This is a genomic window from Streptomyces sp. S186, assembly GCF_051603415.1.
Lineage (GTDB): Bacteria > Actinomycetota > Actinomycetes > Streptomycetales > Streptomycetaceae > Streptomyces.
This window is the reverse complement of the sequence record NZ_CP193932.1, coordinates 3234613-3258579: the sequence shown is the minus strand read 5'-3', so window position 1 is coordinate 3258579 and position 23967 is coordinate 3234613. Positions and strand designations below refer to the sequence as shown.

The 23967-nt window shown below is 72.2% G+C and carries 20 protein-coding genes; 16 read left to right on the top strand and 4 right to left on the bottom strand.

All coding sequences use genetic code 11. The features are described from left to right. Positions 1-167 precede the first annotated feature (167 nt). From ACRAS8_RS13590 to ACRAS8_RS13575, 4 genes are all read left to right on the top strand, one after another. Positions 168-683, top strand: coding sequence for a gluconokinase (locus ACRAS8_RS13590; RefSeq protein ID WP_438490473.1), 516 nt, complete (start codon positions 168-170; stop codon positions 681-683). Between the two features lie 145 nt (positions 684-828). Further along, complete coding sequence (locus ACRAS8_RS13585) at positions 829-2274, top strand: GntT/GntP/DsdX family permease (protein ID WP_438486211.1); 1446 nt, start codon at positions 829-831, stop codon at positions 2272-2274. A 205-nt stretch (positions 2275-2479) separates the two neighbouring features. Next, complete coding sequence (locus tag ACRAS8_RS13580; RefSeq protein WP_438486210.1) at positions 2480-3685, top strand: helix-turn-helix domain-containing protein; 1206 nt, start codon at positions 2480-2482, stop codon at positions 3683-3685. Between the two features lie 134 nt (positions 3686-3819). Next, the gene (locus ACRAS8_RS13575) at positions 3820-4137 is read left to right on the top strand and encodes a hypothetical protein (protein ID WP_438490471.1); all 318 of its coding nucleotides are present in this window, start codon (positions 3820-3822) and stop codon (positions 4135-4137) included. A gap of 13 nt (positions 4138-4150) precedes the next feature. Here the strand turns inward: ACRAS8_RS13575 and ACRAS8_RS13570 are convergent, their stop codons facing one another. Further along, entirely contained in the window at positions 4151-5713 is a 1563-nt protein-coding gene (locus ACRAS8_RS13570; protein ID WP_438486208.1) for an FAD-dependent monooxygenase, read from the bottom strand. Between the two features lie 62 nt (positions 5714-5775). On the opposite strand from ACRAS8_RS13570, the gene ACRAS8_RS13565 reads away from it, so the two are divergent. After that, positions 5776-6456, top strand: coding sequence for a TetR/AcrR family transcriptional regulator C-terminal domain-containing protein (locus ACRAS8_RS13565; RefSeq protein WP_438486206.1), 681 nt, complete (start codon positions 5776-5778; stop codon positions 6454-6456). Between the two features lie 55 nt (positions 6457-6511). Here the strand turns inward: ACRAS8_RS13565 and ACRAS8_RS13560 are convergent, their stop codons facing one another. Genes ACRAS8_RS13560 through ACRAS8_RS13550 form a run of 3 tightly spaced genes read right to left on the bottom strand, consistent with a single transcriptional unit; the run spans position 6512 to position 10031 of the window. Beyond that, positions 6512-7675 (bottom strand): acyltransferase family protein, encoded by a 1164-nt coding sequence (locus tag ACRAS8_RS13560; protein WP_438486205.1) that lies wholly within the window; start codon positions 7673-7675, stop codon positions 6512-6514. Next, on the bottom strand, positions 7675-9054 hold the full coding sequence (locus ACRAS8_RS13555) for a polysialyltransferase family glycosyltransferase (RefSeq protein WP_438486203.1): 1380 nt from the start codon (positions 9052-9054) through the stop codon (positions 7675-7677). The genes ACRAS8_RS13560 and ACRAS8_RS13555 overlap by 1 nt, the downstream gene beginning before the upstream one ends. After that, positions 9054-10031, bottom strand: a complete 978-nt coding sequence (locus ACRAS8_RS13550; protein ID WP_438486202.1) for a glycosyltransferase family 2 protein — start codon at positions 10029-10031, stop codon at positions 9054-9056. Before ACRAS8_RS13550 ends, ACRAS8_RS13555 begins: the two co-directional genes overlap by 1 nt. Positions 10032-10230: 199 nt before the next feature. Between ACRAS8_RS13550 and ACRAS8_RS13545 the strand changes: the two genes are divergently transcribed. The 11 genes from ACRAS8_RS13545 to ACRAS8_RS13495 all read left to right on the top strand — a co-directional run bounded on the left by ACRAS8_RS13545 (position 10231) and on the right by ACRAS8_RS13495 (position 23865). Next, positions 10231-11604, top strand: a complete 1374-nt coding sequence (locus ACRAS8_RS13545; RefSeq protein ID WP_438486200.1) for a DUF6716 putative glycosyltransferase — start codon at positions 10231-10233, stop codon at positions 11602-11604. 26 nt (positions 11605-11630) lie between these two features. After that, the gene (locus ACRAS8_RS13540; protein WP_438486199.1) at positions 11631-12857 is read left to right on the top strand and encodes a cytidylyltransferase domain-containing protein; all 1227 of its coding nucleotides are present in this window, start codon (positions 11631-11633) and stop codon (positions 12855-12857) included. Between the two features lie 70 nt (positions 12858-12927). After that, positions 12928-13878, top strand: a complete 951-nt coding sequence (locus ACRAS8_RS13535; protein WP_438486197.1) for an N-acetylneuraminate synthase family protein — start codon at positions 12928-12930, stop codon at positions 13876-13878. 158 nt (positions 13879-14036) lie between these two features. Next, on the top strand, positions 14037-15137 hold the full coding sequence (locus tag ACRAS8_RS13530) for a hypothetical protein (protein ID WP_438490470.1): 1101 nt from the start codon (positions 14037-14039) through the stop codon (positions 15135-15137). Between the two features lie 184 nt (positions 15138-15321). Further along, complete coding sequence (locus ACRAS8_RS13525) at positions 15322-16545, top strand: amidohydrolase (protein ID WP_438490468.1); 1224 nt, start codon at positions 15322-15324, stop codon at positions 16543-16545. Positions 16546-16765: 220 nt separating this feature from the next. Beyond that, complete coding sequence (locus tag ACRAS8_RS13520) at positions 16766-17803, top strand: BMP family lipoprotein (protein WP_438486195.1); 1038 nt, start codon at positions 16766-16768, stop codon at positions 17801-17803. Between the two features lie 246 nt (positions 17804-18049). Further along, complete coding sequence (locus tag ACRAS8_RS13515; RefSeq protein ID WP_438486194.1) at positions 18050-19564, top strand: ABC transporter ATP-binding protein; 1515 nt, start codon at positions 18050-18052, stop codon at positions 19562-19564. Then, complete coding sequence (locus ACRAS8_RS13510; protein WP_438486192.1) at positions 19561-20751, top strand: ABC transporter permease; 1191 nt, start codon at positions 19561-19563, stop codon at positions 20749-20751. Before ACRAS8_RS13515 ends, ACRAS8_RS13510 begins: the two co-directional genes overlap by 4 nt. Next, positions 20748-22031: an ABC transporter permease gene (locus ACRAS8_RS13505; RefSeq protein ID WP_438486190.1), complete on the top strand. Its 1284-nt coding sequence runs from the start codon at positions 20748-20750 to the stop codon at positions 22029-22031. The genes ACRAS8_RS13510 and ACRAS8_RS13505 overlap by 4 nt, the downstream gene beginning before the upstream one ends. Positions 22032-22089: 58 nt before the next feature. Beyond that, entirely contained in the window at positions 22090-22497 is a 408-nt protein-coding gene (locus ACRAS8_RS13500) for a cytidine deaminase (RefSeq protein WP_438486188.1), read from the top strand. A gap of 90 nt (positions 22498-22587) precedes the next feature. Continuing rightward, positions 22588-23865: a thymidine phosphorylase gene (locus tag ACRAS8_RS13495; protein ID WP_438490466.1), complete on the top strand. Its 1278-nt coding sequence runs from the start codon at positions 22588-22590 to the stop codon at positions 23863-23865. The last annotated feature ends 102 nt before the right edge of the window (positions 23866-23967 follow it).

The window sequence follows — 23967 nt, the reverse complement described above, 5'->3', positions numbered from 1 at the left end:
ACAGGGTCTTGAATACGTCATACCTAATGGGTTTCAGTGGAGGGCGCACGAGGTCGAAGTGGACAGCGTCGTGCCGATACCGCCGGTACCTACCGATGGCGGCGATCCGGCGCGGATGTCCTGCTATACGAGGTATCGAGGTATTTCGGATGGTCCGGATGGTCCGGATGGGCAGCGACGACGTCATCGTCGTGATGGGTGTGGCCGGGACCGGCAAGACGACGATCGGCCCCCTGGTGGCCGACGCGCTGGGCGTCCCCTACGCCGAGGGTGACGACTTCCACCCGCCGGCCAACATCGCCAAGATGACGGCCGGCACGCCCCTGGACGACGCCGACCGCGGCCCCTGGCTCGACGCCATCGGCGCTTGGGCGCACGGCCGCGCCGGCCACGGCGGGGTGGTCAGCTGCTCGGCCCTCAAGCGCGCCTACCGCGACCGGTTGCGGGCCGCCGCCCCGGGCGTGGTCTTCCTCCACCTCGCCGGCGACCGCGCGCTGATCGAGGCGCGGATGGCCGAGCGCCAGGGCCACTTCATGCCGGCGGCCCTGCTGGACTCCCAGTTCGCCACCCTTGAACCGCTCGGGCCCGACGAGGCCGGCGCGGTCGTCGACGTCTCCGGCACCCCCGAGCAGATCGCCGGACGAGCCGTCACGACCCTGCGCCGCCCGGCCCCGGCCGCGTAACCCCCGACGCGCCGGCCGGACCCGAGCCGGCCGGGCCCCGTCTCCCCCACGGGGCCCGGCCACCCTTCTCCCCCTCCCCTCCGACGAGGGCCCTTCCAACAAGGGGTCCTTCTGGCAGAGGACCCCTCCGACAAAGGGAATCGCCGTGGCACATCTCAGCGTCGAGATGCTCGCAGCGGACGCGACCGCGCCCATCACCTCGGCCGGTCACGCACAGCTGGGCATCGCCGTTCTGGCGGGCATCGCCGTTCTCGTCCTGCTGATCACCAAGTTCAGGCTGCACGCCTTCCTGGCGCTGATCATCGGGTCGCTGGTGCTCGGCGCGGTGGCCGGCGCCCCGCTGGACAAGGCCATCGCCAGCTTCTCCACCGGGCTCGGCACGACGGTCGCGGGCACCGGCGTGCTGATCGCGCTGGGCGCCGTCCTCGGCAAGCTGCTGGCCGACTCCGGCGGGGCGGACCGGATCGTCGACACGATCCTGGCCAAGGCCGGCGGGAAGGTGATGCCCTGGGCGATGGTGCTGATCGCCGGGATCGTCGGGCTGCCGATCTTCTTCGAGGTCGGCATCGTCCTGCTGATACCCGTGGTGCTGCTGGTCGCCAAGCGCGGCAACTTCTCCCTCATGCGCATCGGCATCCCGGCGCTCGCCGGCCTGTCCGTGATGCACGGGCTGATTCCCCCGCACCCCGGGCCGCTCGCCGCGATCGACGCGGTCAAGGCCAACCTCGGCGTCACCCTGGCCCTCGGCGTCGTCATCGCCGTCCCCGCCGCGATCGTCGCCGGCCCGCTCTTCTCCCGCTACGCCGCCCGCTGGGTCGACATCGTCCCGCCCGAGAAAATGCTGTTCTCCTCCGGGTCCGGGTCCGGGTCCGGGGAGCCCGCGGACTCCCAGGCGGAGCGCACCTTCGACGACCCGTCGAAGCGCCCCGGCTTCGGCATCACCGTCGCCACCGTGCTGCTGCCGGTGGTGATGATGCTGGCCAAGGCCCTGGTCGACGTCGTGGTGGACGACCCCAGGGACTCCCTCCAGCGGGTCTTCGACATCGTCGGCTCGCCGCTGATCGCGCTGCTCACGGCCGTCGTCGTCGCGATGTTCACGCTCGGCCGGTCGGCCGGCTTCACCCGCGGCCGGATCGCGTCCACCGTCGAGTCCTCGCTCGGCCCGATCGCCGGCGTGCTGCTGATCGTCGGCGCGGGCGGCGGCTTCAAGCAGACGCTGGTCGACTCCGGCGTCGGCCGGATGATCCTGGACGTCTCCCGGCACTGGAACATCTCCGCGCTGCTGCTCGCCTGGCTGATCGCGGTCGCCATCCGCCTCGTCACCGGCTCCGCCACGGTCGCCACCATCTCCGCAGCGGGCCTGACCGCCCCCCTCGCCGCCCAGATGAGCACCACCCACGCCGCCCTCCTCGTCCTCGCCATCGGCGCCGGCTCCCTCTTCTTCAGCCACGTCAACGACGCCGGCTTCTGGATGGTCAAGGAGTACTTCGGCATGGACGTCGGCCAGACCCTGAAGACCTGGTCCCTGATGGAGACGCTGATCTCGGTGGTGGGGATCGTGGGGGTACTGGGGCTCTCGCTGGTGGTCTAGCCGGGGCCCGGGCAGGCCGGTGAGCCCGGCCCTTCGCGTCACGGTCGCGGCGTCTCTTCGGCCCCTCCGTACAGGAGGTGTGGCTGACCGCGCAGGGAAAGGCTGTGGCGATCTGCCCCGTTGGGTGACGGAGGGCGATCACCGTTCCCCGGCGGACGACCCCGGCGGTACCTTCGGAAACGTCGAGATCCGAAGGGAATCCCGGATGCCCTATGCCAGTGGGAACGCCGGCGAGCGCATCGGACAGCGCATCGCGGCGGCACGCAAGGCGCGTGGCCTGACGCAGCTCCAACTCGCCCAGCGCATCCCGTGTTCGAAGTCGCTGATCGCTCAGGTGGAGCGCGGTCACAAGCCCGCCACACCGTCCCTCACCGCCGGTGCCGCCCGCGCGCTCGGGGTCCGCCTTGAACAACTCACCGGGCAGCCATACGAAGACCCCCAGCGGGGACGGGTGCGCGCGACCGTGCCGGACATCCAGACGGCCATGCTGTCGTGGGACCTGCCCGAAGAAGACCTGCCGGTCCGGTCCTTCGGCGCGCTGGCCGCCGATGTCGCGCGAGCCTCCGCGCTCGGCCGGAAGGCCCGTTACGCGACGCTCGGCACGATGCTTCCGCCGCTCCTGGACGAGTTGTCGGCCGCCTGCCACTCCGCCGACGGGGGCGAACGGGAGAAGCTGTTCGGGTTGCTCGCCGAGGCGTACAGCGGGGTGACCGCCATCGCGTACGCCGTGGGGCTTTTCGACCTGCGTTCCCAAGCCATGGACCGGGTGCAGTGGGCAGCGCGGGAGTCACAGGACCCGCTGCGCGTCGGCCGCACGCAGTGGCAGCGAGCCACCTTGTTTCTGCAGGCGGCCGCCTACGACCGCGGTATGCGGCTGCTGGACCGCGTGCGCCACGACCTGGGCGAGGACATCGGCCGGATGGACGCGCCCTCGCTCAGCGTGCACGGCTCCGTCCATCTGCGTTCCGCCATGTTCGCCGCGCGTGGCGGGAACGCGTCCACTGCCCGTGCGCATCTCGACGCCGCGGCCGACGCCGCCCGCCTCCTCGGACGGGACGCGAACCACTACGGCCTGGAGTTCGGGCCGACCAACGTGGCGATGCACCGGCTCGGGGTGGCGGTGGAACTGCATGACGGACCGGAGGTCGGCTGCCTCACCCGGCGCACCAGGCTGCCCGTGGACGTCGCGCCCGTGCGGGCCGGGCGCTGGTACATGGACGCCGCCAAGGGGTGGCTCGACTACGGGAACCGGGAAAAGGCGTTCGCCGCGCTCCAGGAGGCACGCCGAGTGGCACCCGAGCAGACCAGGAACCATCCCCAAGTACGGGAAACCGTCCGGGCGTTGATCCGCCTGGAGCGGTACGGCAAGGAGTCGCTGTCCGGCTTCGCCTCGTGGCTCGGCATCACCTGAGGTTTCACAGGCCGTGAAACTCGCGCGGTGAGTTCGGCAGCAGCATGAAGGGATCAGGCCCGGGCGAGGCCGAGTAGGTGGGACCCGCCCGGGCACGGCCGATGCTGCTGAGGAGCGTGAACTTGCTGAATCCCATGGACACCGCGCGGCTGTTGCCGTGGACCAGCCCGGAGGGGAAGCCGTGTTATCTGCTCGGCGGTACCGGGACTGGGACCGGGTACGTTTCGCGTCTCGCCGACAGGGTGGAGGCGGAGCAGATGGATGCGGCGGCCGAGTTGATCGAGGACGCCGGTGACGTGCTCGCGGGACGTTGCTGGACGCCTGGTGAACTTCACCTGCTGGCCGTCGAGTTGAACGCTCACTTGGCCAGGATCCACCGGGTTTCGAAGAGTCGGGGTGCCCGGTTGCTTTTGCTGGCGGGCGATCTTGCTGGCGATGGCGATGGCGCCTAGTCGGGGTGGCTTGTCAGGCCGCGACCCGGGGTCGGGCCGCGGTGAAGTGTGTCTCCAGTGCCTCCGTGATGGCGGACGCGGCGGTTTCCGGCGGGGCCGCCACCGCCACGTAGCCGTCCGGGCGGATGAGGTAGACGGTCGGGGTGGTGCCGTAGGCGGTGTGGAGGTGGTTGTCGGGGTCGAGGAGGTCGGGGGTGGGGCCGGTGGTGTGGATGGTGCGGAGGAGGCCGGGGGTGGTGTGCGTGGGGGGCTCGAACGTCGGGGCGTCCAGGGCGAGGACGGTGAAGTGGGGGCCGCGGAGGATGTCGAACAGGCGGACACGGGTGCCGTCGGGGGTGGTGCAGGGGGCGTCGGGGGCGCGGTCGCCGGCGGTGAGGGCGTCGGAGGGGAGGTCGGGGCGGAGTTCGCGGGTGAGGGGGCTGTTCCGGTAGCTGATGTCGAGCTGGTGGAGGTCGCGGCCGCGGTGGAGGCTGCCTGAGCGGTGCAGGCGGGTGCTGGTCTCCAGGATGCGGGCGGCGAGCGGGCGGCGCTCGGTCTCGTAGGTGTCGAGGAGGGCGTCGGGGGCGCCGTGTCGGAGTACCTGGCCGAGCTTCCAGCCGAGGTTGTAGGCGTCCTGGACGCTGGTGTTGAGGCCCTGGCCGCCGGCCGGGGAGTGGATGTGCGCGGCGTCGCCGGCGAGGAAGACCCGGCCGTGGCGGTAGGCGTCGGCCATGCCCGCCTTGGGGCGGTAGAGGGAGGTCCAGAGGACCTCGCGGACTTGGTCGGTGGTGAGGTGGGTGTGCGCGGCGATGAGGGCGCGGACCGCTTCGTGGGAGGTGTCCGGCTCTGCGGTGGCCGCGGCGGCGAGCATCTGGAAGTCGTCGGTGCCGGCCAGCGGGAGGAGGGTGAGGAAGCCGCCGGTGGGCAGCGTCCAGCGGTGCCAGTGGTCGCGGTCCAGGCCGTCGAGGCGGACGTCGGCGAGGATTGCGTGGCCGGGGGCGAGTTCGGGGCCGTTCATGGGGACGGCGAGGTGCTTGCGGATGGTGCTGCCGCCGCCGTCGCAGGCCACGAGGTAGCGGGCGCGGACCGTGCGGAGGCCGCCGTCGGGGCTGGTGAGGCGGGCGGTGATGCCGTCGGAGTCCTGGGTGAAGTCGGTGAGTTCGGTGGAGAGTTGGACGTCGCCGCCCAGTTCCCGGAGGCGGGCGTGGAGCAGTTCGACGTTGCGCCACTGGGGGAGCATCAGGGCGTCGGAGTAGGGCGTGGACGGGGTCGGGGCGACCCGCTCGATCATCTGGTGGGTGCGGACGATTCGGCCGTCCTCCCACAGGCCCATGGGCGGGTAGAGGCCGCCGGCGGCTTGCGCGGCGGGGAGTACGCCGAGGTCGTCGTAGACCTCCTGGGTGCGCGGCTGGATGCCGGTGCCGCGGGCGCCGCGGGAGAGGGTGGGCTGCCGCTCGACGAGCAGGGCGGTCACGCCGCGGCGGGCGAGGTCGATGGCGAGCGCGAGGCCGGTCGGGCCGGCGCCGGATATCAGGACGTCGACATCCGCGGACAGGCCGGATCCCGCATGGGCTTCCTTAACAGTGTTAAGTTCCATGGCGCACAGCATCCGCTTAACGGTGTTAAGTTGTCAACCCTTAACGATGTTAAGTTGTCACCATGGCATCGCGAATCGACCGGACACAGGTGGTGGAGACCGCCCTCCGCCTCCTGAACGAGGACGGGCTCGAGGGGCTGCGGCTCCGGCGGCTCGCCAAGGAGCTCGACGTCCAGGCGCCGGCCCTCTACTGGCACTTCAAGAACAAGCAGGAGCTGCTGGACGAGATGGCCACCGAGATCTTCCGGCGGCTCTTCCGGTCGGTGATGCCGGCGGGCGGGCCGGGGCCGGACGGCCGTTGGCCGTCGTGGCAGGAGATGCTGCTGCGCAGCTGCGCCGCGCTCCGCCGGGAGCTGCTCACCTACCGCGACGGCGGCAAGGTCGTCGCCGGTACGCGGATGACGGACGACAGCTTCGCCGCCCCGATGGAACTCTTCCTCAGCCACTTCACCGCGGTCGGCTTCACCCTGGAGGAGGCGGCCCGCGCCTGGTGGACCGCCTACAACTACACGATCGGGATGGTCATAGAGGAGCAGTCGGTACACCCCGACCCCGTGCACCCGGAGGTCCGGGATCCGGCCTACGACCTCGACGACCGCGAGCGCCGGCTGGGCGGGACGTACCCGCTCGCCGCGCGCGCGGGCCGGACGCTCTTCGGTGGTACCGAGGAAGCATTCCAGGTCGGGATGCAGATCATCGTGGCCGGCATCGAGGCCAACTACGTGAAGAACAGCGGGGGTTGAGGGCGGTTGCTGGGGTGGTGCTTCTGACGGCGCGGAGATCCGTTAGAAGCGCCCTCTAGCGCCGCCGGTCGATCGCCCCGCGCAGGCGTGGCGTCAGGGGTCGTTCCACCCAGCGGTGCAGCGCCCACGCCAGCGCCAGCATCAGCCCCACCGTCAGCAGCAGCGTGGCGTACGAGGGGACGCCGGCGCCGCGGTGGAGGGCGCCGATCACGACCCAGCCCAGGTGTTCGTGGACGAGGTAGAAGGGGTAGGTCAGTGCGCCGGCGACGGTCAGCCAGCGCCAGTCGGCCCGGCGGAACGCGCCCAGGGCGACGGCGGCGACCGCGGCGAAGCCGAGGGTGACGATGGCGATGATGACGGTGGCCGAGCGGTAGGAGAAGGCGTGTGCGGACGGCGCGTGCCAGAGTCCTGCGACTGCGTAGTGCTGCCCGATCAGCCAGCTGACCAGCACGATCGTCCAGGCGACCGGGTCCCGGGGGCCGAAGCGGTGGAGCAGGTACAGGCCGACGCCGCCGATGAAGAACGGGGCGTACTGGGGCATGAGGACGGTGGTGAGGAACGGTTCGTGGGCGGACTGGGCCAGGGCGGCGGCCAGCGTCCAGCCGGCACAGAAGAGGACGACCCGGCCGCGGGTGGCGCCCGGCAGGACGACGCACAGCGCGAAGAGGGCGTAGAAGCGCATCTCGGCCCAGAGGGTCCAGCAGACGCCGAGGACCCGGTGCACGCCCAGCGGGTACTGGAGCATCGTGAGGTTCGTCAGCACCTCGCTGGGCGCGAGCGCCTTGAAGGCGACCCAGGGGAGTGCGAAGACGGCGGTGACGAGGAGGATCGCCGCCCAGTAGGCGGGGTACAGGCGGCTGATGCGGGAGGCGACGAAGGAGCGCAGGGTCCGCCCCCAGCCGCTCAGGCAGATGACGAAGCCGCTGATGACGAAGAAGATCTGGACGCCCAGGCAGCCGTAGGCGAACGCCGAGGAGAAGTATGGGAATTGGTGGGTGGGGGAGCCGCCCCAGGCGCGGGAGATGTCGCCGTTGCGGCCGCCGTAGTGGTAGGCGGCGACCATGAGGGCGGCGATCAGGCGCAGTCCGTCCAGGGCGCGGAGGCGGGCGGCACCGCCGGTGCGGCCGCGAACCGGGCCCGGTGTCGCGGTGTCCCGGGCGGCGGACGGGGCACCTGCCGGGGCACCGGCCGGGGTGACGTCCGGGGTGGCGGTGGTCATCAGGCGGCGGTCCACTTCTTGAGACCGCGCTTCCTCAGTCGGCGCTGCACGGCCCGGGCCCGGCGCGCCACCCGGCGGAGGGCGGCGTTGCGCGGGATGAACGACAGCTGGGACGGGATCGCGCCGGGCAGCGCCAGCGCGGTGAGCCGGCGGCGCTTGAAGTACCGCCGGGTGTGCGGGCTCAGATGGGCGGCCAGGTAGCGTTCGGCGGCCGGGCGCAGGTGCGGGTAGATCTGGTGCTGCATCGCGTAGCCGACGGCGGTGACCAGCGGGCCGACGTCCTGCGGGGCGGCGGTGGCGCGCGGGGCGTCGCTCCGGTCGGCGAGGTCCGGCACCAGCGCGTCCACCAGCGTCACCGGCACCCGGTTGCTGTTCTGGTACGGCGACAGACGCTCCAGCAGCAGTCCGGTGCCGGTGCGGGCGACCGGCAGGCCGTAGAAGGCGGACGCGGTCAGCAGCGCGGTGGAGAAGCAGCCGGCCACCAGCGCGGGCCGGGCTCGTTGGTAGACGACCTCGGCGAGCACCGGCCGGTCCAGCACGGTCAGCGAGACCGCCAGCTTCTCCGCCTCCCGCTCCAGCAGCCGCGACCAGCGGGCCGGCGCAGACGGGTGCGGCTTGAAGACGATCTCGCGGTGGCCCCGCTCGGCCGCGCCGCGCACCATCCGGACGTGTAGCTCCTCTTCCTCCTGCGGGGTGAGGATGGACAGCGCCGACAAGTACTGGCCGAGCAGCAGCGCCGCGCCCTCCGGGACACCGGCCAGATCGCCCGACGCCTCGCCGTCGTCGGCGAGTTCGGCCAGCACCTTGGTGAAGGCGTCGGTCGGCACGATGACCGGTTCGACCCCGAACTCGGTGAGGAGGAGGGGCGTGAGGCCCGGCACCAGATCGAGGTGGAGGAGTCGGCCGACCCGGGTGCCGACCAGCGGGTCGAGCTTGTTGCGGGTGGGGCCGTAGCTCATCAGGCCGTCGGCGTAGACGTCCACGGGGGCGTCCGGGAAGAGGTGGGCCAGCGCCGGCGCCGGGTTGACCTGGATCGACTCCACGACCAGCTCGACCTCGTCGTCGTCCAGCCCCCACAACAGCCGCAGGTACCGCTCCCACAGTGGGACGTCGTCGGGGCGCGGAGACCAGCCGCCGGGGTGGAAGGGGCGGATCGTCTCGTTCCAGGACAGGACGCGGTCGAAGCGGGCGCGCAGCCGCTCGAAACCGGGCATCGTGTCCAGCGCCGGGGTGGTCTCCGGGGTCGTCGCGTTGTTGCTGATCAGCAGCAGCCGGCGGTCGGCCGGGGCGAACAGGTCGGCGTCCAGGGCGGCGGCCAGGGTCGCCGCTCCGTAGAGGGTGGACGCCAGAAAGATCTGGGTACGGGGCCGGGCGGGCATCAGGCGGCGACCTCCGCGGGCAGAGGGCGGCGGCGCAGTCGGCGCAGCCGGGACGCGCGCTGTACATCCATGGAATCCAGGGCTTCCTTCAGTACGTCCTGCGGCATGCGTGTCATGGCCGCGGCGCTCATCGCCCGCAATTTACGGGCGACCGCCGGCTCGAATCGTTCGATCGAGCCGAGGTGGTGGGAAATGATCGCGCAATAGGTGCGCACCGCCTTCGGCAGCAGCAGCTGCGCGTCGCGATCCCGCGCCGTTTCCTCGATCACCTGATCGAAAGCGCGGATGAAGTCCAATTGCCGGACATCGCCGATCTGGGTCAGCGAGGACGCCACCCCGCGCCGGTAGAAAACTCCCAACAGGCCGGTCACCGCCATGGATTTGGCCTCGCGGTGCAGCCGCCAGATCCATGGCCGGTCCTCCGCGGTGCGCAGTCCGTCGGTGAAGTGCAGCAGCCCGTCGTCGAGCAGCCGGCGGTGGTAGATCCCGGCCCAGGCGTAGGCGTAGTCCACCGAGGTGGAGCGGTCGGCGGGCAGGATCACGCGCCGCGGATCCAGCACCACCCCGCGCCGGCCGTGCGGGACCCGGTGCACGGTGCGCGCCTTGGCGGTGCACTGGACGTGGTCCGTCCGTACGAAGTCGCAGCCCAACTCCTCGATGACGGAGAGGAGTTCGGGGTAGTAGCCGGGGGCCAGCCAGTCGTCTCCGTCGAGGAAGGTGAGGTACTCGCCGCGGGCCGCGTCCAGGCCGGTGTTCCGGGCGGTGGCCAGGCCGCCGTTCTGCTCGTGCCGCAGCACCCGGGCGCCCGGGAGGTCCGCCGCGGCGCGGGCGAGGATCTCCGGTGTCTCGTCGCGTGAACAGTCGTCGACGAGCAGGAATTCGAAATCCTCGCGGGAGTTCGCCGCCAGGCTTTTCAGAGTATCGGGCGCGTATGTCTGCACGTTGTAGAACGGCACGACGACGGAGAGCTTGACCACCCCCGTGACGTTAGGTGCGGCGCCCGGCATTCGTCTTGACGCGGTGCGTACTTGGCGGTGAACGAAGAATGGCGGGATGGTTAACCGCGCCGGTGACCGGACGGTATGAGGGCGGGTTCGGGATTCGTCGGTCGGCTGTTAACCCTTTGTTGCTGCCCAGTTGGCCCGCCGACCGTCGTGCCTTTCTAGCGTCTTCGACGTGCCCTCACGTACCCATTCCGCACCGCGGATCGCGGTGCTCGCCGACTCGGACACCCGCTGGAAGTGGGGCGCGCTGACCGCGCGCCGCCTCGGCCCGGACGCCCGGCTCGACGGCTACCTCCTCCGCGGCCGCGCCACCCCCACCGTCCGCCAGCTCGGCGAGGTCGGTGCCCGCGTGGACGCGCTGCGGGAGATCCGGGGCGTCGACTTCCTCGACGTGATGGCGCGCGGCGCGGAGGACGGGGACCGCGCCGGCCGCGACGTACTGGTGCTGGCCTGCGTAGGCGGCGCCGTCCAGGCGATGCTGCACGGCCTGGCACACGCCTGGCGCACCGTGGACCCCGCCGGGGCGCGCCGCCCCGTCGTCGTCACCGGCTATGTCGGCGTGGTCTACGAGAAGCTCGCCGACGGCCTGCTGCTGCGGCACGGCGCGGACGTGGTGCTCGCCAACTCCCGGCACGACGCGGAGCGGTTCCGCGCGGTCTACCGCGGCGTCGGCGCACCGGACGACGGCGTCGTGGAGTGCGCCCTGCCCTTCCTCGGCGGTGCCCCCTACGAGGAGCACGCCTCCGCCGCGGAGCACGAACGCCGGCCTTACACCGTGGTGTTCGCCGCCCAGCCCTCCGTCCCGGAGACCCGCGAGGCGCGAACGTACCTGCTGAGACGGGCGGTTGAGCACGCCCGCAGACACCCCGGCCGCGAGGTGCTGGTCAAGCTCCGCAGCAAGCCCGGCGAGCACACCACCCACGTCGAGGAACTGCCCTACCAGAAGCTCGCCGCCCGAATCCCCGGCGGACTGCCCGCCAACTGCCGCCTGGTGTACGGGAACATGGGCGAGGTCCTGGACCGCACCGACCTGATGGTCACGGTCAGCTCCACCGCCGCCCTGGAGTCCCTGCACCGCGGCATCCCCACCGCCGTCCTCACCGACCTCGGTGTCCGCGAGGTCCTCGGCAACCACCACTTCCTCGGCTCCGGCTGCCTGGCCTCCTGGGACCAGCTCGACGCCGGCCACCGCCCGCGGCCCGACCCGGAGTGGCTGGCCCGCCAGGGAGTCGTGGCGGACGGGACGTACGAGCACGCCTTCGACGCCGCCCGCGACCGGGTCGCCGAGCTGGCCGCCGCCGACCGGCTGCCGCCGCTCACCCCGTACTACACACCCCGCACCGCCCCCGGCTACCTGCCCGGCATCCTCGCCCGCCACGGCCTGGACCCGCACGGCGCGCCGCTCGCCGGATACCGCGACGCGCCCCAGGAGGCCGGCGGGCTGCGGCAGTTCGCCCGCCACACGGTCCGCGAGGCCGCCCGGGGCGCCTACCGGCACGGCGTCCAGCGCGTCGCCCCGGCCATCCGCCGCTGGGGGCAACTGTGAGCCCCCACCCGACCGAGGAGAGCCCCATGCCCCCCACCGTTGTGGCCGTCATCCCCGCCCGCGGCGGCTCCAAGGGCGTCCCCGCCAAGAACCTCGCCGCCGTCGGGGGCGTGCCCCTGGTGGCCCGCGCGGTCCGGGAGTGCCGCGCCGCCCGGCTCGTCACCGACGTGGTCGTCTCCACCGACGACGCGGGGATCGCGGCCGCCGCGCGCGGCGCCGGCGCGGTGGTCATACGCCGCCCCGGCGACCTCGCCGGCGACACCGCCACCAGCGAGGCCGCGGTCCGGCACGCCATGGACGCCTACGAGGCCGAGGCGGGCCGCCCCGTCGACGCGGTGCTGCTCGTCCAGTGCACCAGCCCGTTCCTGGTCAGCGAGGAGATCGACGCGGTGGCCGCGGCGGTCGTCGAGGGCGGCGCGGACAGCGCGCTGACCGTCGCCCCGTTCCACGGCTTCGTCTGGCGGGACGCCGACCCCGATGACCCCGCCGCCCCACAGGCCACCGGCGGCCACGGCGTCAACCACGACAAGTCCTTCCGGCCGCGCCGCCAGGACCGCCCGCAGGACCTGCTGGAGACCGGCGCCGCCTACGCCATGGACGCGGCCGGCTTCCGCGCCGCCGGCCACCGCTTCTTCGGCCGCACCGAACTGGTCCGCACCGACCCGGCCCGGGTGCTGGAGATCGACGACCCGCACGACCTGGCCCGCGCCCGCGCGCTCGCCCCCCTGCTGGACGGGCCCCGCCCCGGCGCGCTGGTCGGCTCTTCTCCCACCGCCCTCCCGACCAGTGACGACATCGACGCCGTCGTCCTCGACTTCGACGGCACCCAGACCGACGACCGGGTGCTGGTCGACGCCGACGGCCGGGAGACCGTCGCCGTGCACCGCGGCGACGGCCTGGGGATCGCCGCGCTGCGCCGCTCGGGACTGAAACTTCTGATCCTCTCCACCGAGCGGAACCCGGTGGTCGCCGCCCGCGCCCGCAAGCTGAAGGTGCCCGTCCTGCACGGCATCGACCGCAAGGACATCGCCCTCAAGCAGTGGTGCGAGGAGGCCGGCGTCACCCCCGAGCGGGTGCTCTACGTCGGCAACGACGTCAACGACCTGCCCTGCTTCGACCTCGTCGGCTGGCCGGTGGCGGTCGCCTCGGCCCACGACGTGGTGCGCGGCGCGGCCCGCGCGGTCACCGCCACCCCCGGCGGCAGCGGCGCCGTCCGCGAGATCGCCGGCTGGCTGCTGGGCCCGTCCCTCTGAGGCCGCCGGCCCCCGCACCCGCCCCAGACCCCCTGCCCCACCACCCCCGGACAGAACGAAGGAACCGCCCATGAGCAGCAACTCCCGCCTCCGCTCCCTCGGCGACCGCGAGGTCGGTCCCGGCCGCCCCGTCTACGTCACCGGCGAGATCGGCATCAACCACAACGGCGACCTGGAGAACGCGTACCGGCTGATCGACGCCGCCGCGGACGCCGGCTGCGACGCCGTCAAGTTCCAGAAGCGGACCCCGGAGATCTGCACCCCGCGCGACCAGTGGGACGTCGAACGCGACACCCCCTGGGGCCGGATGACCTACATCGACTACCGCCACCGCGTGGAGTTCGACGAGGACGGCTACCGCGCCATCGACGCGTACTGCGACAAGCGCGGCATCGCGTGGTTCGCCTCCCCCTGGGACGTGGAGTCCGTCGCGTTCCTGGAGAAGTTCGACGTGCCCTGCTACAAGGTCGCCTCCGCCTCGCTCACCGACGACGAGCTGCTGCGCGCCCTGCGCGCCACCGGCCGCGCCGTCGTCCTGTCGACCGGCATGTCCACCCCGAAGCAGATCCGGCACGCCGTCGAGGTCCTGGGCAGCGACAACATCGTCCTCTGCCACGCCACCAGCACCTACCCGGCCAAGGCGGAGGAGCTCAACCTCCGTATGATCCACACCCTCCAGGCCGAGTACCCCAACGTCCCGATCGGCTACAGCGGCCACGAGACCGGCCTGCAGACCACCCTCGCCGCGGTCGCCCTCGGCGCCGCCTTCGTCGAGCGGCACATCACCCTCGACCGCGCCATGTGGGGCTCGGACCAGGCCGCCTCCGTCGAGCCGCAGGGCCTGACCCGGCTGGTCCGCGACATCCGCACCATCGAGCAGTCCCTCGGCGACGGCGTCAAGAAGGTCTACGCGAGCGAGCTGGGCCCGATGAAGAAGCTGCGCCGGGTCGCCGGCGTGGTCGCCGAGGCGGAGGCGGCGGAGGCGGCCGAGGCCGCCGACCGCGAGCCGGCCACCGTCTGACCGGCCCCCGGCCGACAGGAGTTCGCCACGTGGCCTCATCCGAAGGGACCCGCGCCGCAGGCGGAGCGGTCCCGCCCGAGGAGACGGCGGGGACTCCCGCCCGCCGTCTCCTCGGCATCCCCCGGCAGCGCAAGCGGACCGAACCCACCGGTGACGACATGACCACGGCCTCCGCGGACACCGCCCGTGTGGACACCGGCACCCTCGCCTTCGTCGAGAGCCCGGTCCAGCTGCTGAACGTCCTCGAATGGGCGCACAGCGCCGCCCGCACCGGCGAGCCCGCCGCCCTCACCGCCGTCGTGCTCGCCCCGCACGACCCGATGACCCGCGGCCAGCTGCGCCGGATGGCCGAACTCGCCCGCGACGAGGGCCACACCGTGCGCTGGGAAGAGGCCCGCGGCGGCACCGCCGCCCCGCTGCGCACCGTCGGCGGCCTCGCCCCGCTGCTCCGCCGGGCCCACCGGATCGTCCTCGGCGACCCGTTCTCCCGCTACGTCCAGCTGCTGCTGGGACTGGCCCGCGCCCGCGACCTGGTGGTGGTCGACGACGGCACCGCCACCATGGAGTTCATCGGCCAACTCGCCCGCGGCGAACGGCTGGTGCGCTGGCACCGGCACGGCGCCGGGCGCGGCCCCCGCGACCTGCTCTTCGCACCGTTCGCCGGCGCCGCCCGCCGCCGCCTCACCCCCGGCCCCGACGGCGCCCGGCGCCGCCGCACCGTCGCCCTCTTCAGCTCCATGCCGGTCGAGGTGCCCGACGGGATGGCCGTCACCGCCAACGACTTCGCCTGGACCCGCGGCCGCTTCGGCCCGCCGCGGCTGACCCGCACCGCCGACATCGTCGGCACCTCGCTCGTCGAGACCGGCGTCGTCGACACCGACCGCTATCTCGCCGCGGTCGGCCGGCTGGCCCGGACGCACGGCGCCACCCGCTACTTCGCGCACCGCAGGGAGCGCGCCGGCAAGCTCCACCGGCTCGCCACCGAGACCGGCCTGGAGGTGGTCCGCCCCGACCTCCCCCTCGAACTGATCGCCCGCCGCGGCCCGGTGGGCCGGCTGATCCTCAGCTTCCCCTCCACCGTCGTGCACACCCTGCCACTGGCCCTCCAGGGCACCGGAGTCCAGGTCGCGGTCTGCGACATCGACCCCGCCTGGCTCACCGCACACGCCTCCCCGCGCGCCCAGGGCTTCCTCGACGGCGTCACCGGCACCGCGCCGGACGTACGGCGACTGTCCGGGGCTGAATCCGACCGAACCTGACAGCGGACGATGAAGCTTGACGAAGCCGTGATGCGGCCTCGATCAAACCTCCGTCCATACCCGTACCAAAAACTGTCCATGCACCCAGCTGCCTAAAATTTCTTCCCCTGAGGGGCTGAACTTTTGTTGATCGAGGGCCAGTTGCCCCGTTCGGGCCCGTAACCTTCAACGGGTGAACCAACTGATGTCCCGCGCCGTCGAAGCCCCGCACGCCCCCGCCCTGCCCGGCACGCTCTCCGAGGCCCTACGCGCCGAACTCATCGCGTTCCGCCGCGACTTGCACATGCACCCCGAGCTCGGCAACCAGGAGTTCCGGACCACCGCGGCGATCAAGGACCGCCTGGAGCAGGCCGGGCTGCGCCCCCGCGCCCTCGCCACCGGCACCGGCCTCGTATGCGACATCGGTTCGGACTGCGGACCCGCGGACGGCGCGGGCGGCGCGGCCGGTGGGCGGCTGGCCTTCCGCGCGGACATCGACGCCCTCCCCATCCCCGACACCAAGACCGTCGACTACGCCTCCACGATCCCCGGCCGCGCCCACGCCTGCGGCCACGACGTGCACACCACCGTCGTGCTCGGCACCGGCCTGGTCCTCGCCGAGCTGGCCAGGGAGGGCCGGCTGCCGCGTCCGGTGCGGCTGCTCTTCCAGCCCGCCGAGGAGGTCCTGCCCGGCGGCGCCGCCGAGGCCGTCGCCTGCGGGGTGCTGGACGGCGTCGGGCAGATCCTCGCCGTGCACTGCGACCCGCGGGTGGACGCCGGCCGGATCGGCCTGCGCACCGGCGCGATCACCTCCGCCTGCGACCGGCTGGAGATCACCCTCGAAGGGCCCGGCGGCCACACCGCCCGCCCGCACCTGACCACCGACATGGTCACCGCCGCCGCCCGGGTCGCCGTCGACGTCCCGGCGCTGCTCGGCCGCCGCATCGACGCCCGGGCCGGCCTCGCCGTCACCTGGGGCCGCCTGGAGACCGGCCACGCCTGCAACGTCATCCCGCAGCGCGCCGTGCTCTCCGGCACCGTCCGCTGCCTGGACCTCGCCGCCTGGCGGCAGGCGCCCGACCTCGTCCACGCCGCGATCGACGAGGTCGCCACCCTGTACGGCGCCAAGTCCCAGATCGACTACGTCCGCGGCGTCCCGCCGGTCGTCAACGAACCGGGCAGCGTCCAGCTGCTCACCGACGCGATGGCCGCCCGCCGCGGTGCCGAGGCCGTCGAGGACACCGAGCAGTCCCTTGGCGGCGAGGACTTCTCCTGGTATCTCGAACACGTCCCGGGCGCCATGGCCCGCCTCGGCGTCCGCCCGCCCGGCGAGCTGAGCAGCCTCGACCTGCACCGCGGCGACTTCGACGTCGACGAGTACGCGATCACCGCGGGGGTGGAGCTGTTCACCGCGGCGGCGCTGCTCTGAGCCCTGAGCCCTGAGCCCGGCGGCGACCGCAAAGATCGCGCCACACCCCGCCACCCCGGGCGGCCGGCCACTGGTCGGCCGCCCGCAGTGTTTCCGGCCGGTTCCCTGAGAGACGAATCGATAACGGCGACGCCATGGAGGGTTTTGCGCCAGGTCTACGCGCGTTAATCTCCCGACAAGCCAGCGCCACTGGGGGCGCTTACAGCGAAGGGAAGGCCCCGTGCGTCGGGTCATCAGGGTTGTCGCCGCGGCCACCGCCACCGCGTGTCTCGCGCTCACCGCCACCGCCTGCGGCCAGAGTTTCGCCGAGGCCAACCGCGCGAAGCACGCGGGCGTCGGGCTGGCCTTCGACATCGGCGGGCGGGACGATCACTCGTTCAACGAGGCCGCCGCCCGCGGTACGGAGAACGCCCGGCAGCGGCTGGGCGTCAAGGTCAAGATGCTCACCGCGAAGAACGGCGAGACCGAGGCCGACCGCGAGCAGCGGCTGACCTCCTTCGCCGAGGCCGGCTACAACCCGGTGATCGGGGTCGGCTTCGCCTACAGCCAGTCCGTGCAGAACGTCGCCAAGGACTTCCCGGACACCAACTTCGGCGTCGTCGACGCGGTGCCGACCGGCAAGAACGTCGACGCCATGGTCTTCGCCGAGCACGAGGGGTCGTACCTGGCCGGCGTCGCGGCCGCGCTGAAGAGCAAAACGCACCGGGTCGGCTTCATCGGCGGCGTGAACAACGCGCTGATCCAGAAGTTCCAGGCCGGCTTCGAACAGGGCGTGCGCGACACCGACCCCAGGGCCAAGGTCGTCTCGCAGTACCTGTACCCGAACAACGACAAGGGCTTCAACGACCCGGCCGCCGCCAAGGCCAAGGCCCAGGGCATGCTCGACAGCGGCATCGACGTGATCTACACCGCCGCCGGGCAGTCCGGCGCCGGCTCGATCGAGGCGATCAGCAAGGTCAAGGGCGCCTGGGGGATCGGCGTGGACTCCGACCAGTACCAGCAGCCCGGACTGGCCCGCTACAAGGACCACATCCTGACCTCCGTGGTGAAGAACGTCGACGTGGCGGTCTTCGACCTCATCAAGAGCTACCAGGAGCACCGGCCGCTGACCGGCATCCACACCTACGACCTGAAGCACGGCGGCGTCTCGCTCGCCACCTCCGGCGGCTTCATCAAGGACATCCAGCCGCAGATCGACGCGGCCCGGAAGAAGATCATCGAGGGGCAGGTGAAGGTCAGGGAGACGCCGAAGCCGTAGCCCTCTCGGGGGCGCGCCCGGGCGCCCCGCGGGGCCGCCGCCGGCCCCTCGTCCCCCTCCACGCTTCCGTCCCCGCGCCCGTCCGCTTCTCCCTCTTCTCCCCCTTCTTCCCCGTCTTCCTCTTCTCCGCTCCTTCGTCCCTGAGGGGAGTGCGCCATCAACGCAGCGCCCACCAGCAGCAGCCCGCCCGGTCCGGACGCCCCTGCTGTAGAACTCCGCGGAATCACCAAAAGGTTCCCCGGCGTCGTGGCCAACCACGACATCCACCTCACGGTCCGCCGCGGCACCGTCCACGCCCTCTGCGGCGAGAACGGCGCCGGCAAGTCGACCCTGATGAAGATCCTCTACGGCATGCAGAAGCCGGACGAGGGCACCATCGCGCTCGACGGCGAACAGGTCACCCTGCACTCCCCGGGCGACGCCATCGCCCGCGGCATCGGCATGGTGCACCAGCACTTCATGCTCGCCGACAACCTCACCGTCCTGGAGAACACCGTCCTCGGTGCGGAGAAGCTGCACGGCATCGGCGGCGCCGCCCGCGCACGGATACGTGAACTCTCCGACGCCTACGGCCTCAACATCCGCCCGGACGTGCTCGTCGAGGACCTCGGCGTCGCCGACCGGCAGCGGGTGGAGATCCTCAAGGTCCTCTACCGCGGCGCCCGGACGCTGATCCTCGACGAGCCGACCGCGGTCCTCGTCCCGCAGGAGGTCGACGCACTCTTCGACAACCTGCGGGAGCTGAAGTCCGAGGGCCTGACCGTCATCTTCATCTCGCACAAGCTGGGCGAGGTGCTCTCGGTCGCCGACGACATCACCGTCATCCGGCGCGGCACCACGGTCGCCTCCGTCGAACCGGCCGCGACCACCCCCAAGCAGCTCGCCGAGCTGATGGTCGGCAGCGAACTGCCGTCCCCGGAGACCCGGGAGTCGACCGTCACCGACGAGGAGATGCTCGCCGTCCGCGACCTGCGGCTGTCGGCCACCGACTCCGACGGTGTGGTCCGCACGGTGCTGGACGGCATCTCGTTCACCATCCGCAAGGGCGAGGTGCTGGGCGTCGCCGGGGTCGAGGGCAACGGGCAGGCCGAGCTGGTCGAGGCCGTCATGGGCACCCGCACGCCCGACGGCGGCACCGTCACCCTGGACGGCAAGGACCTCTCGCGCTCCTCCACCCGCGCCCGGCGCGAGAGCGGCATCGGCTACGTCCCCGAGGACCGCCACCGGCACGGCCTGCTGCTGGACGCCCCGCTGTGGGAGAACCGCATCCTCGGCCACGTCACCGAGCGCCCCAACAGCAAGGGCCGGCTCCTCGACCTGGCCGGCGCCCGCCGGGACACCGAGCGGATCGTCGCCGAGTACGACGTCCGCACCCCCGGCATCGAGGTCACCGCGGCCTCGCTCTCCGGCGGCAACCAGCAGAAGCTGATCGTCGGCCGCGAGATGAGCCACCACCCCAAGCTGCTGATCGCCGCCCACCCCACCCGCGGGGTCGACGTCGGAGCCCAGGCGCAGATCTGGGAGCAGATCCGCGCCGCGCGCCGGGAGGGCCTGGCGGTCCTGCTGATCTCTGCCGACCTGGACGAGCTGATCGGGCTGTCCGACACCCTGCGGGTGATGTACCGGGGCCGACTGGTCGCCGACGCCGACCCCGCCGTGATCACCCCGGAGGAGTTGGGCTCCGCCATGACCGGTGCCGCCAGCGGCCACCTCAGCGCGTCGGACGAGACCGCCGCCGCGCCGGGAGGTGACGAGAAGTGAGCACGTCCACCCCCACGCCGACGGCCCGGAAGAACCCGGCCGTCGACGCCCTCGCCCGCAGTGCCGCCCGCGACAGGGTCCTGCTGGGCCTGGCCGCGCCGGTGCTGGCGATCGTCGCCGCGATAGTGATCAGCTCGCTGGTCTTCCTGGCGTCCGGCGAGAACCCGTTCCGGGCCTACGGGATCATGGCCGACTACGGCCACTACAGCGACAGCCAGGTCTGGATCATCAACAAGGCGGTGCCGTACTACCTTTCGGCGCTCGCGGTGGCCGTCGGCTTCCGGATGAACCTCTTCAACATCGGCGTGGACGGGCAGTACCGGCTGGCCGCCTTCGCCGCCGCCGCGGTCGGCGGGGCGATCGCCCTGCCCGGCGCCCTCCAGATCATCCTCCTCATCGTCATCGCGATGCTGGTGGGCGCGATCTGGTCGGCCATCGCGGGTCTGCTGAAGACCACCCGCGGGGTCAGCGAGGTGATCACCACCATCATGCTGAACTCCATCGCAGCCTCGGTGATCGGCTACTTCCTCCAGGACGGGCGGCTCGCCGTCAAGGACGGCAACCTCCTGCACACCACGTTCCTGCCGGAGTCCAGCCACTTCTTCTCCTTCCCGACCCACCCCAAGCCGGTCGAGGGCTTCGTGCTGATCGCGGTGGTGGCCGGCGCCCTGTACTGGTTCCTGATCAACCGCACCCGCTTCGGCTTCGACCTGCGGGCGGTGGGCGCCTCCGAGCCGGCCGCCGAGGCCAGCGGCGTCAGCGTCAAGCGGATGGTCGTCATCAGCATGCTGCTGTCCGGCGCCGCGGCCGGCCTGGTCGGCATGCCGACCCTGCTCGGCGAGTCGTTCCAGTACGGCACGGACTTCCCCGCCGGCATCGGCTTCACCGGCATCGCCATCGCCCTGCTGGGCCGCAACCACCCCGTCGGCATGGCCTTCGGCGCACTGCTGTGGGCGTTCCTCGACCGCACCGGCTCCCGGCTGGAGTTCGAGGGCTACGCCCAGGAGATCGTCGGCGTCATCCAGGGCGTGATCGTGCTCTGCGTGGTCATCGCCTACGAGGTCGTCCGCCGCTACGGGCTGCGCCTGCAGCAGCGCAAGGTCGGCGAGGAGCTGGCCGTACTGGCCCGCACGACGGACTCCACGACGAACTCTGACAAGAGCGACAAGCCGGAGGTGTCGGCGTGAGTACGGAGCTCAAGTCCGCGACCAAGCTCGCGGTCCCCGGTAAGGGCGGCGGCAAACGGAAGCTGACCTACCCCTGGATCCTGCTGATCGTCGCCGGCGGGCTGGTCGCGGTCTCCGTCCTGCGGGCCGTCACCGGCGCCCAGGACCTCACCTCCGCCGGCCAGTTCGGGGCCGCGCTGAGCGCCGCCGTACCGATCGGGCTGGCCGGTCTGGGCGGTCTGTGGGCCGAGCGGGCCGGCGTGATCAACATCGGTCTCGAAGGCATGATGATGCTCGGCTCGTTCGCGGCCGGCTGGGTGGGCTGGCAGCACGGCCCCTGGCTGGCGGCCGCGGCCGGCATCGTCGGCGGCGCGCTCGGCGGCCTGGTGCACGCCGTCGCCACCGTCACCTTCGGCGTCGACCACATCGTCTCCGGCGTCGCGATCAACATCCTGGCGCTGGGCGCCACCCAGTACCTGGCCACCCTCTGGTTCGGCCAGGAGGGCAGCGCCGCGATGGTGGCCGGCGGCAACGACAAGCAGTCGCCGCCGATGTCCGACATCCCGACCTTCACCGTCCCCGGCCTCGCGGACTGGCTGAACGGCATCGAGGGCCACCACTGGTTCCTGGTCTCCGACCTCGCCGGTGTGCTCGGCGCCGCGGTCACCGGCGTCCCCTGGCTGACCCTGGTGACCGTGGTCCTCTTCGTCGGCACCTTCTTCCTCCTCTGGCGCTCGGCCTTCGGCCTCCGCCTCCGCTCCTGCGGCGAGGCCCCGCTCTCCGCCGAGACCCTGGGCGTCAACGTCTACGCGTACAAGTACGCGGCGGTCCTGGTCTCCGGCGCGCTGGCCGGCCTGGGCGGCGCCTTCCTCGCGATCAGCGTGCACTTCTACCAGGACGGCCAGACCGGCGGCCGCGGCTACATCGGCCTGGCCACGATGATCTTCGGCAACTGGCGGCCGGGCGGTGTCGCCCTCGGCGCCGGCCTGTTCGGCTTCATGGACGCCATGCAGCTGCGCAGCGGCGGCCCCACCGTGCACGCCCTGCTGCTCGGCCTGGCCGCGCTGCTCGCCGGGCTGGCACTGGTGCGGCTGCGCGCCGCCAAGCGGGCCCAGGCCGCGGTCGCCGCGGTGGCCGCCGTCGTCCTGGTCGTCTGGTACGCCCTCTCCGACAGCGTCCCGCTGGAACTCGTCGAGGCCAGCCCGTACATCGCTACGCTGCTGGTCCTGGCGCTCTTCTCACAGCGCCTGCGGTCCCCGAAGGCGATCGGCAAGCCGTACCGCCGGGGCCAGGGGCACTGACGGAAGACATGCCGGGGCCAGGGCCACTGAGCGAAGACACGAGGAAAGAGCAGCACGCATGACGCACGACGTGCCGGTCACGGTCGACTGGCCCGCACTGCGGACGCAGGCCCGGGACGCGATGTCCCGGGCCTACGCCCCGTACTCCGGCTATCCCGTCGGCGCCGCCGCCCTGGTGGACGACGGCCGCACGATCACCGGCTGCAACGTCGAGAACGCCTCCTACGGCCTGGCCCTGTGCGCCGAATGCGGCCTGATCTCCGCCCTGTTCGCCGGCGGAGGCGGCCGCCTGATGGCCTTCACCTGCGTCGACGGCAAGGGCGAACTCCTCGTCCCGTGCGGCCGCTGCCGCCAGCTCCTCTACGAGCACGGCGGCCCCGAGCTGCTGGTCGACACCGCCGCCGGCATCCGCCCCCTGTCGGAACTCCTCCCGGACGCCTTCGGCCCGGCGCACCTGGCGCGATGACGGCGAGTGGGGGCGTGCCCTGGCGACCCCCATATCTATGCGTGTAGAACGGACCTACCCGTTCGAAAGGAATGTCCGATGTCGATGTCCATGGACGCCATCTCCGTCATCCGTACCAAGCGTGACCGCGGCGAGCTGACCCCCGCTCAGATCGACTGGGTCATCGACGCCTACACCCGCGGCGAGGTCGCCCACGAGCAGATGTCGTCCCTCGCCATGGCCATCTTCCTCAACGGCATGAACCGCACGGAGATCGCCCGCTGGACCGCCGCCATGATCGCCTCCGGCGAGCGGATGGACTTCTCCTCCCTCACCCGCCCCACCGCCGACAAGCACTCCACCGGCGGCGTGGGCGACAAGATCACCCTCCCGCTGGCTCCCCTGGTCGCCGCCTGCGGCGCCGCCGTCCCGCAGCTCTCCGGCCGCGGCCTCGGCCACACCGGCGGCACCCTCGACAAGCTGGAGTCCATCCCCGGCTGGCGCGCGAACCTCACCAACGCCGAGATGCTGAACGTCCTCGACTCCGTCGGCTCCGTCATCTGCGCCGCCGGCGACGGCCTCGCCCCCGCCGACAAGAAGCTCTACGCCCTCCGCGACGTCACCGGCACCGTCGAGTCCATCCCCCTCATCGCCTCCTCCATCATGTCCAAGAAGATCGCCGAGGGCACCGGCTCCCTCGTCCTGGACGTCAAGGTCGGCTCCGGCGCCTTCATGAAGCACCTCGACGACGCCCGCGAACTCGCCTCCACCATGGTCGAGTTGGGCACCGACCACGGCGTGAAGACGGTCGCCCTGCTCACCGACATGTCCACCCCCCTCGGCCTGACCGCGGGCAACGCCCTCGAAGTCCGCGAATCCGTGGAGGTCCTGGCCGGCGGCGGCCCCCAGGACGTCATCGACCTCACCCTCGCCCTCGCCCGCGAGATGCTCGACGCGGCCGGCCTCAAGGACGCCGACCCGGCCAAGGCCCTGGCCGACGGCTCCGCCATGGACCACTGGCGCCGCATGATCACCGCCCAGGGCGGCGACCCCGACGCCGCCCTCCCCGTCGCCCGCGAGACCCACGTCGTCCCCGCCCCGTCCTCCGGCGTCCTGTCCACCCTCGACGCCTACGCCGTCGGCCTCGCCGCCTGGCGCCTGGGCGCCGGCCGCGCCCGCAAGGAGGACCCGGTCCAGGCCGGCGCCGGCATCGAACTCCACGCCAAGCCCGGCGACCACCTCACCGCCGGCCAGCCCCTCCTCACCCTCCACACCGACACCCCGGAGAAGTTCCCCTACGCACTGGAGGCGCTGGAGGGCGGCATCGAGATCGCCGCGCCCGACACCGCCTTCGAGGCCCGTCCGGTGGTGCTGGAACGGATCGGCTGAGCCGGGGCTTGAGCTTGAGTTGGGGTGCCGTTGCCTTCGGGCACGGCACCCCCGCCACCCACCCCCCGCCGGACTCGTATGGGTGAACGAAGGCAGTGAACC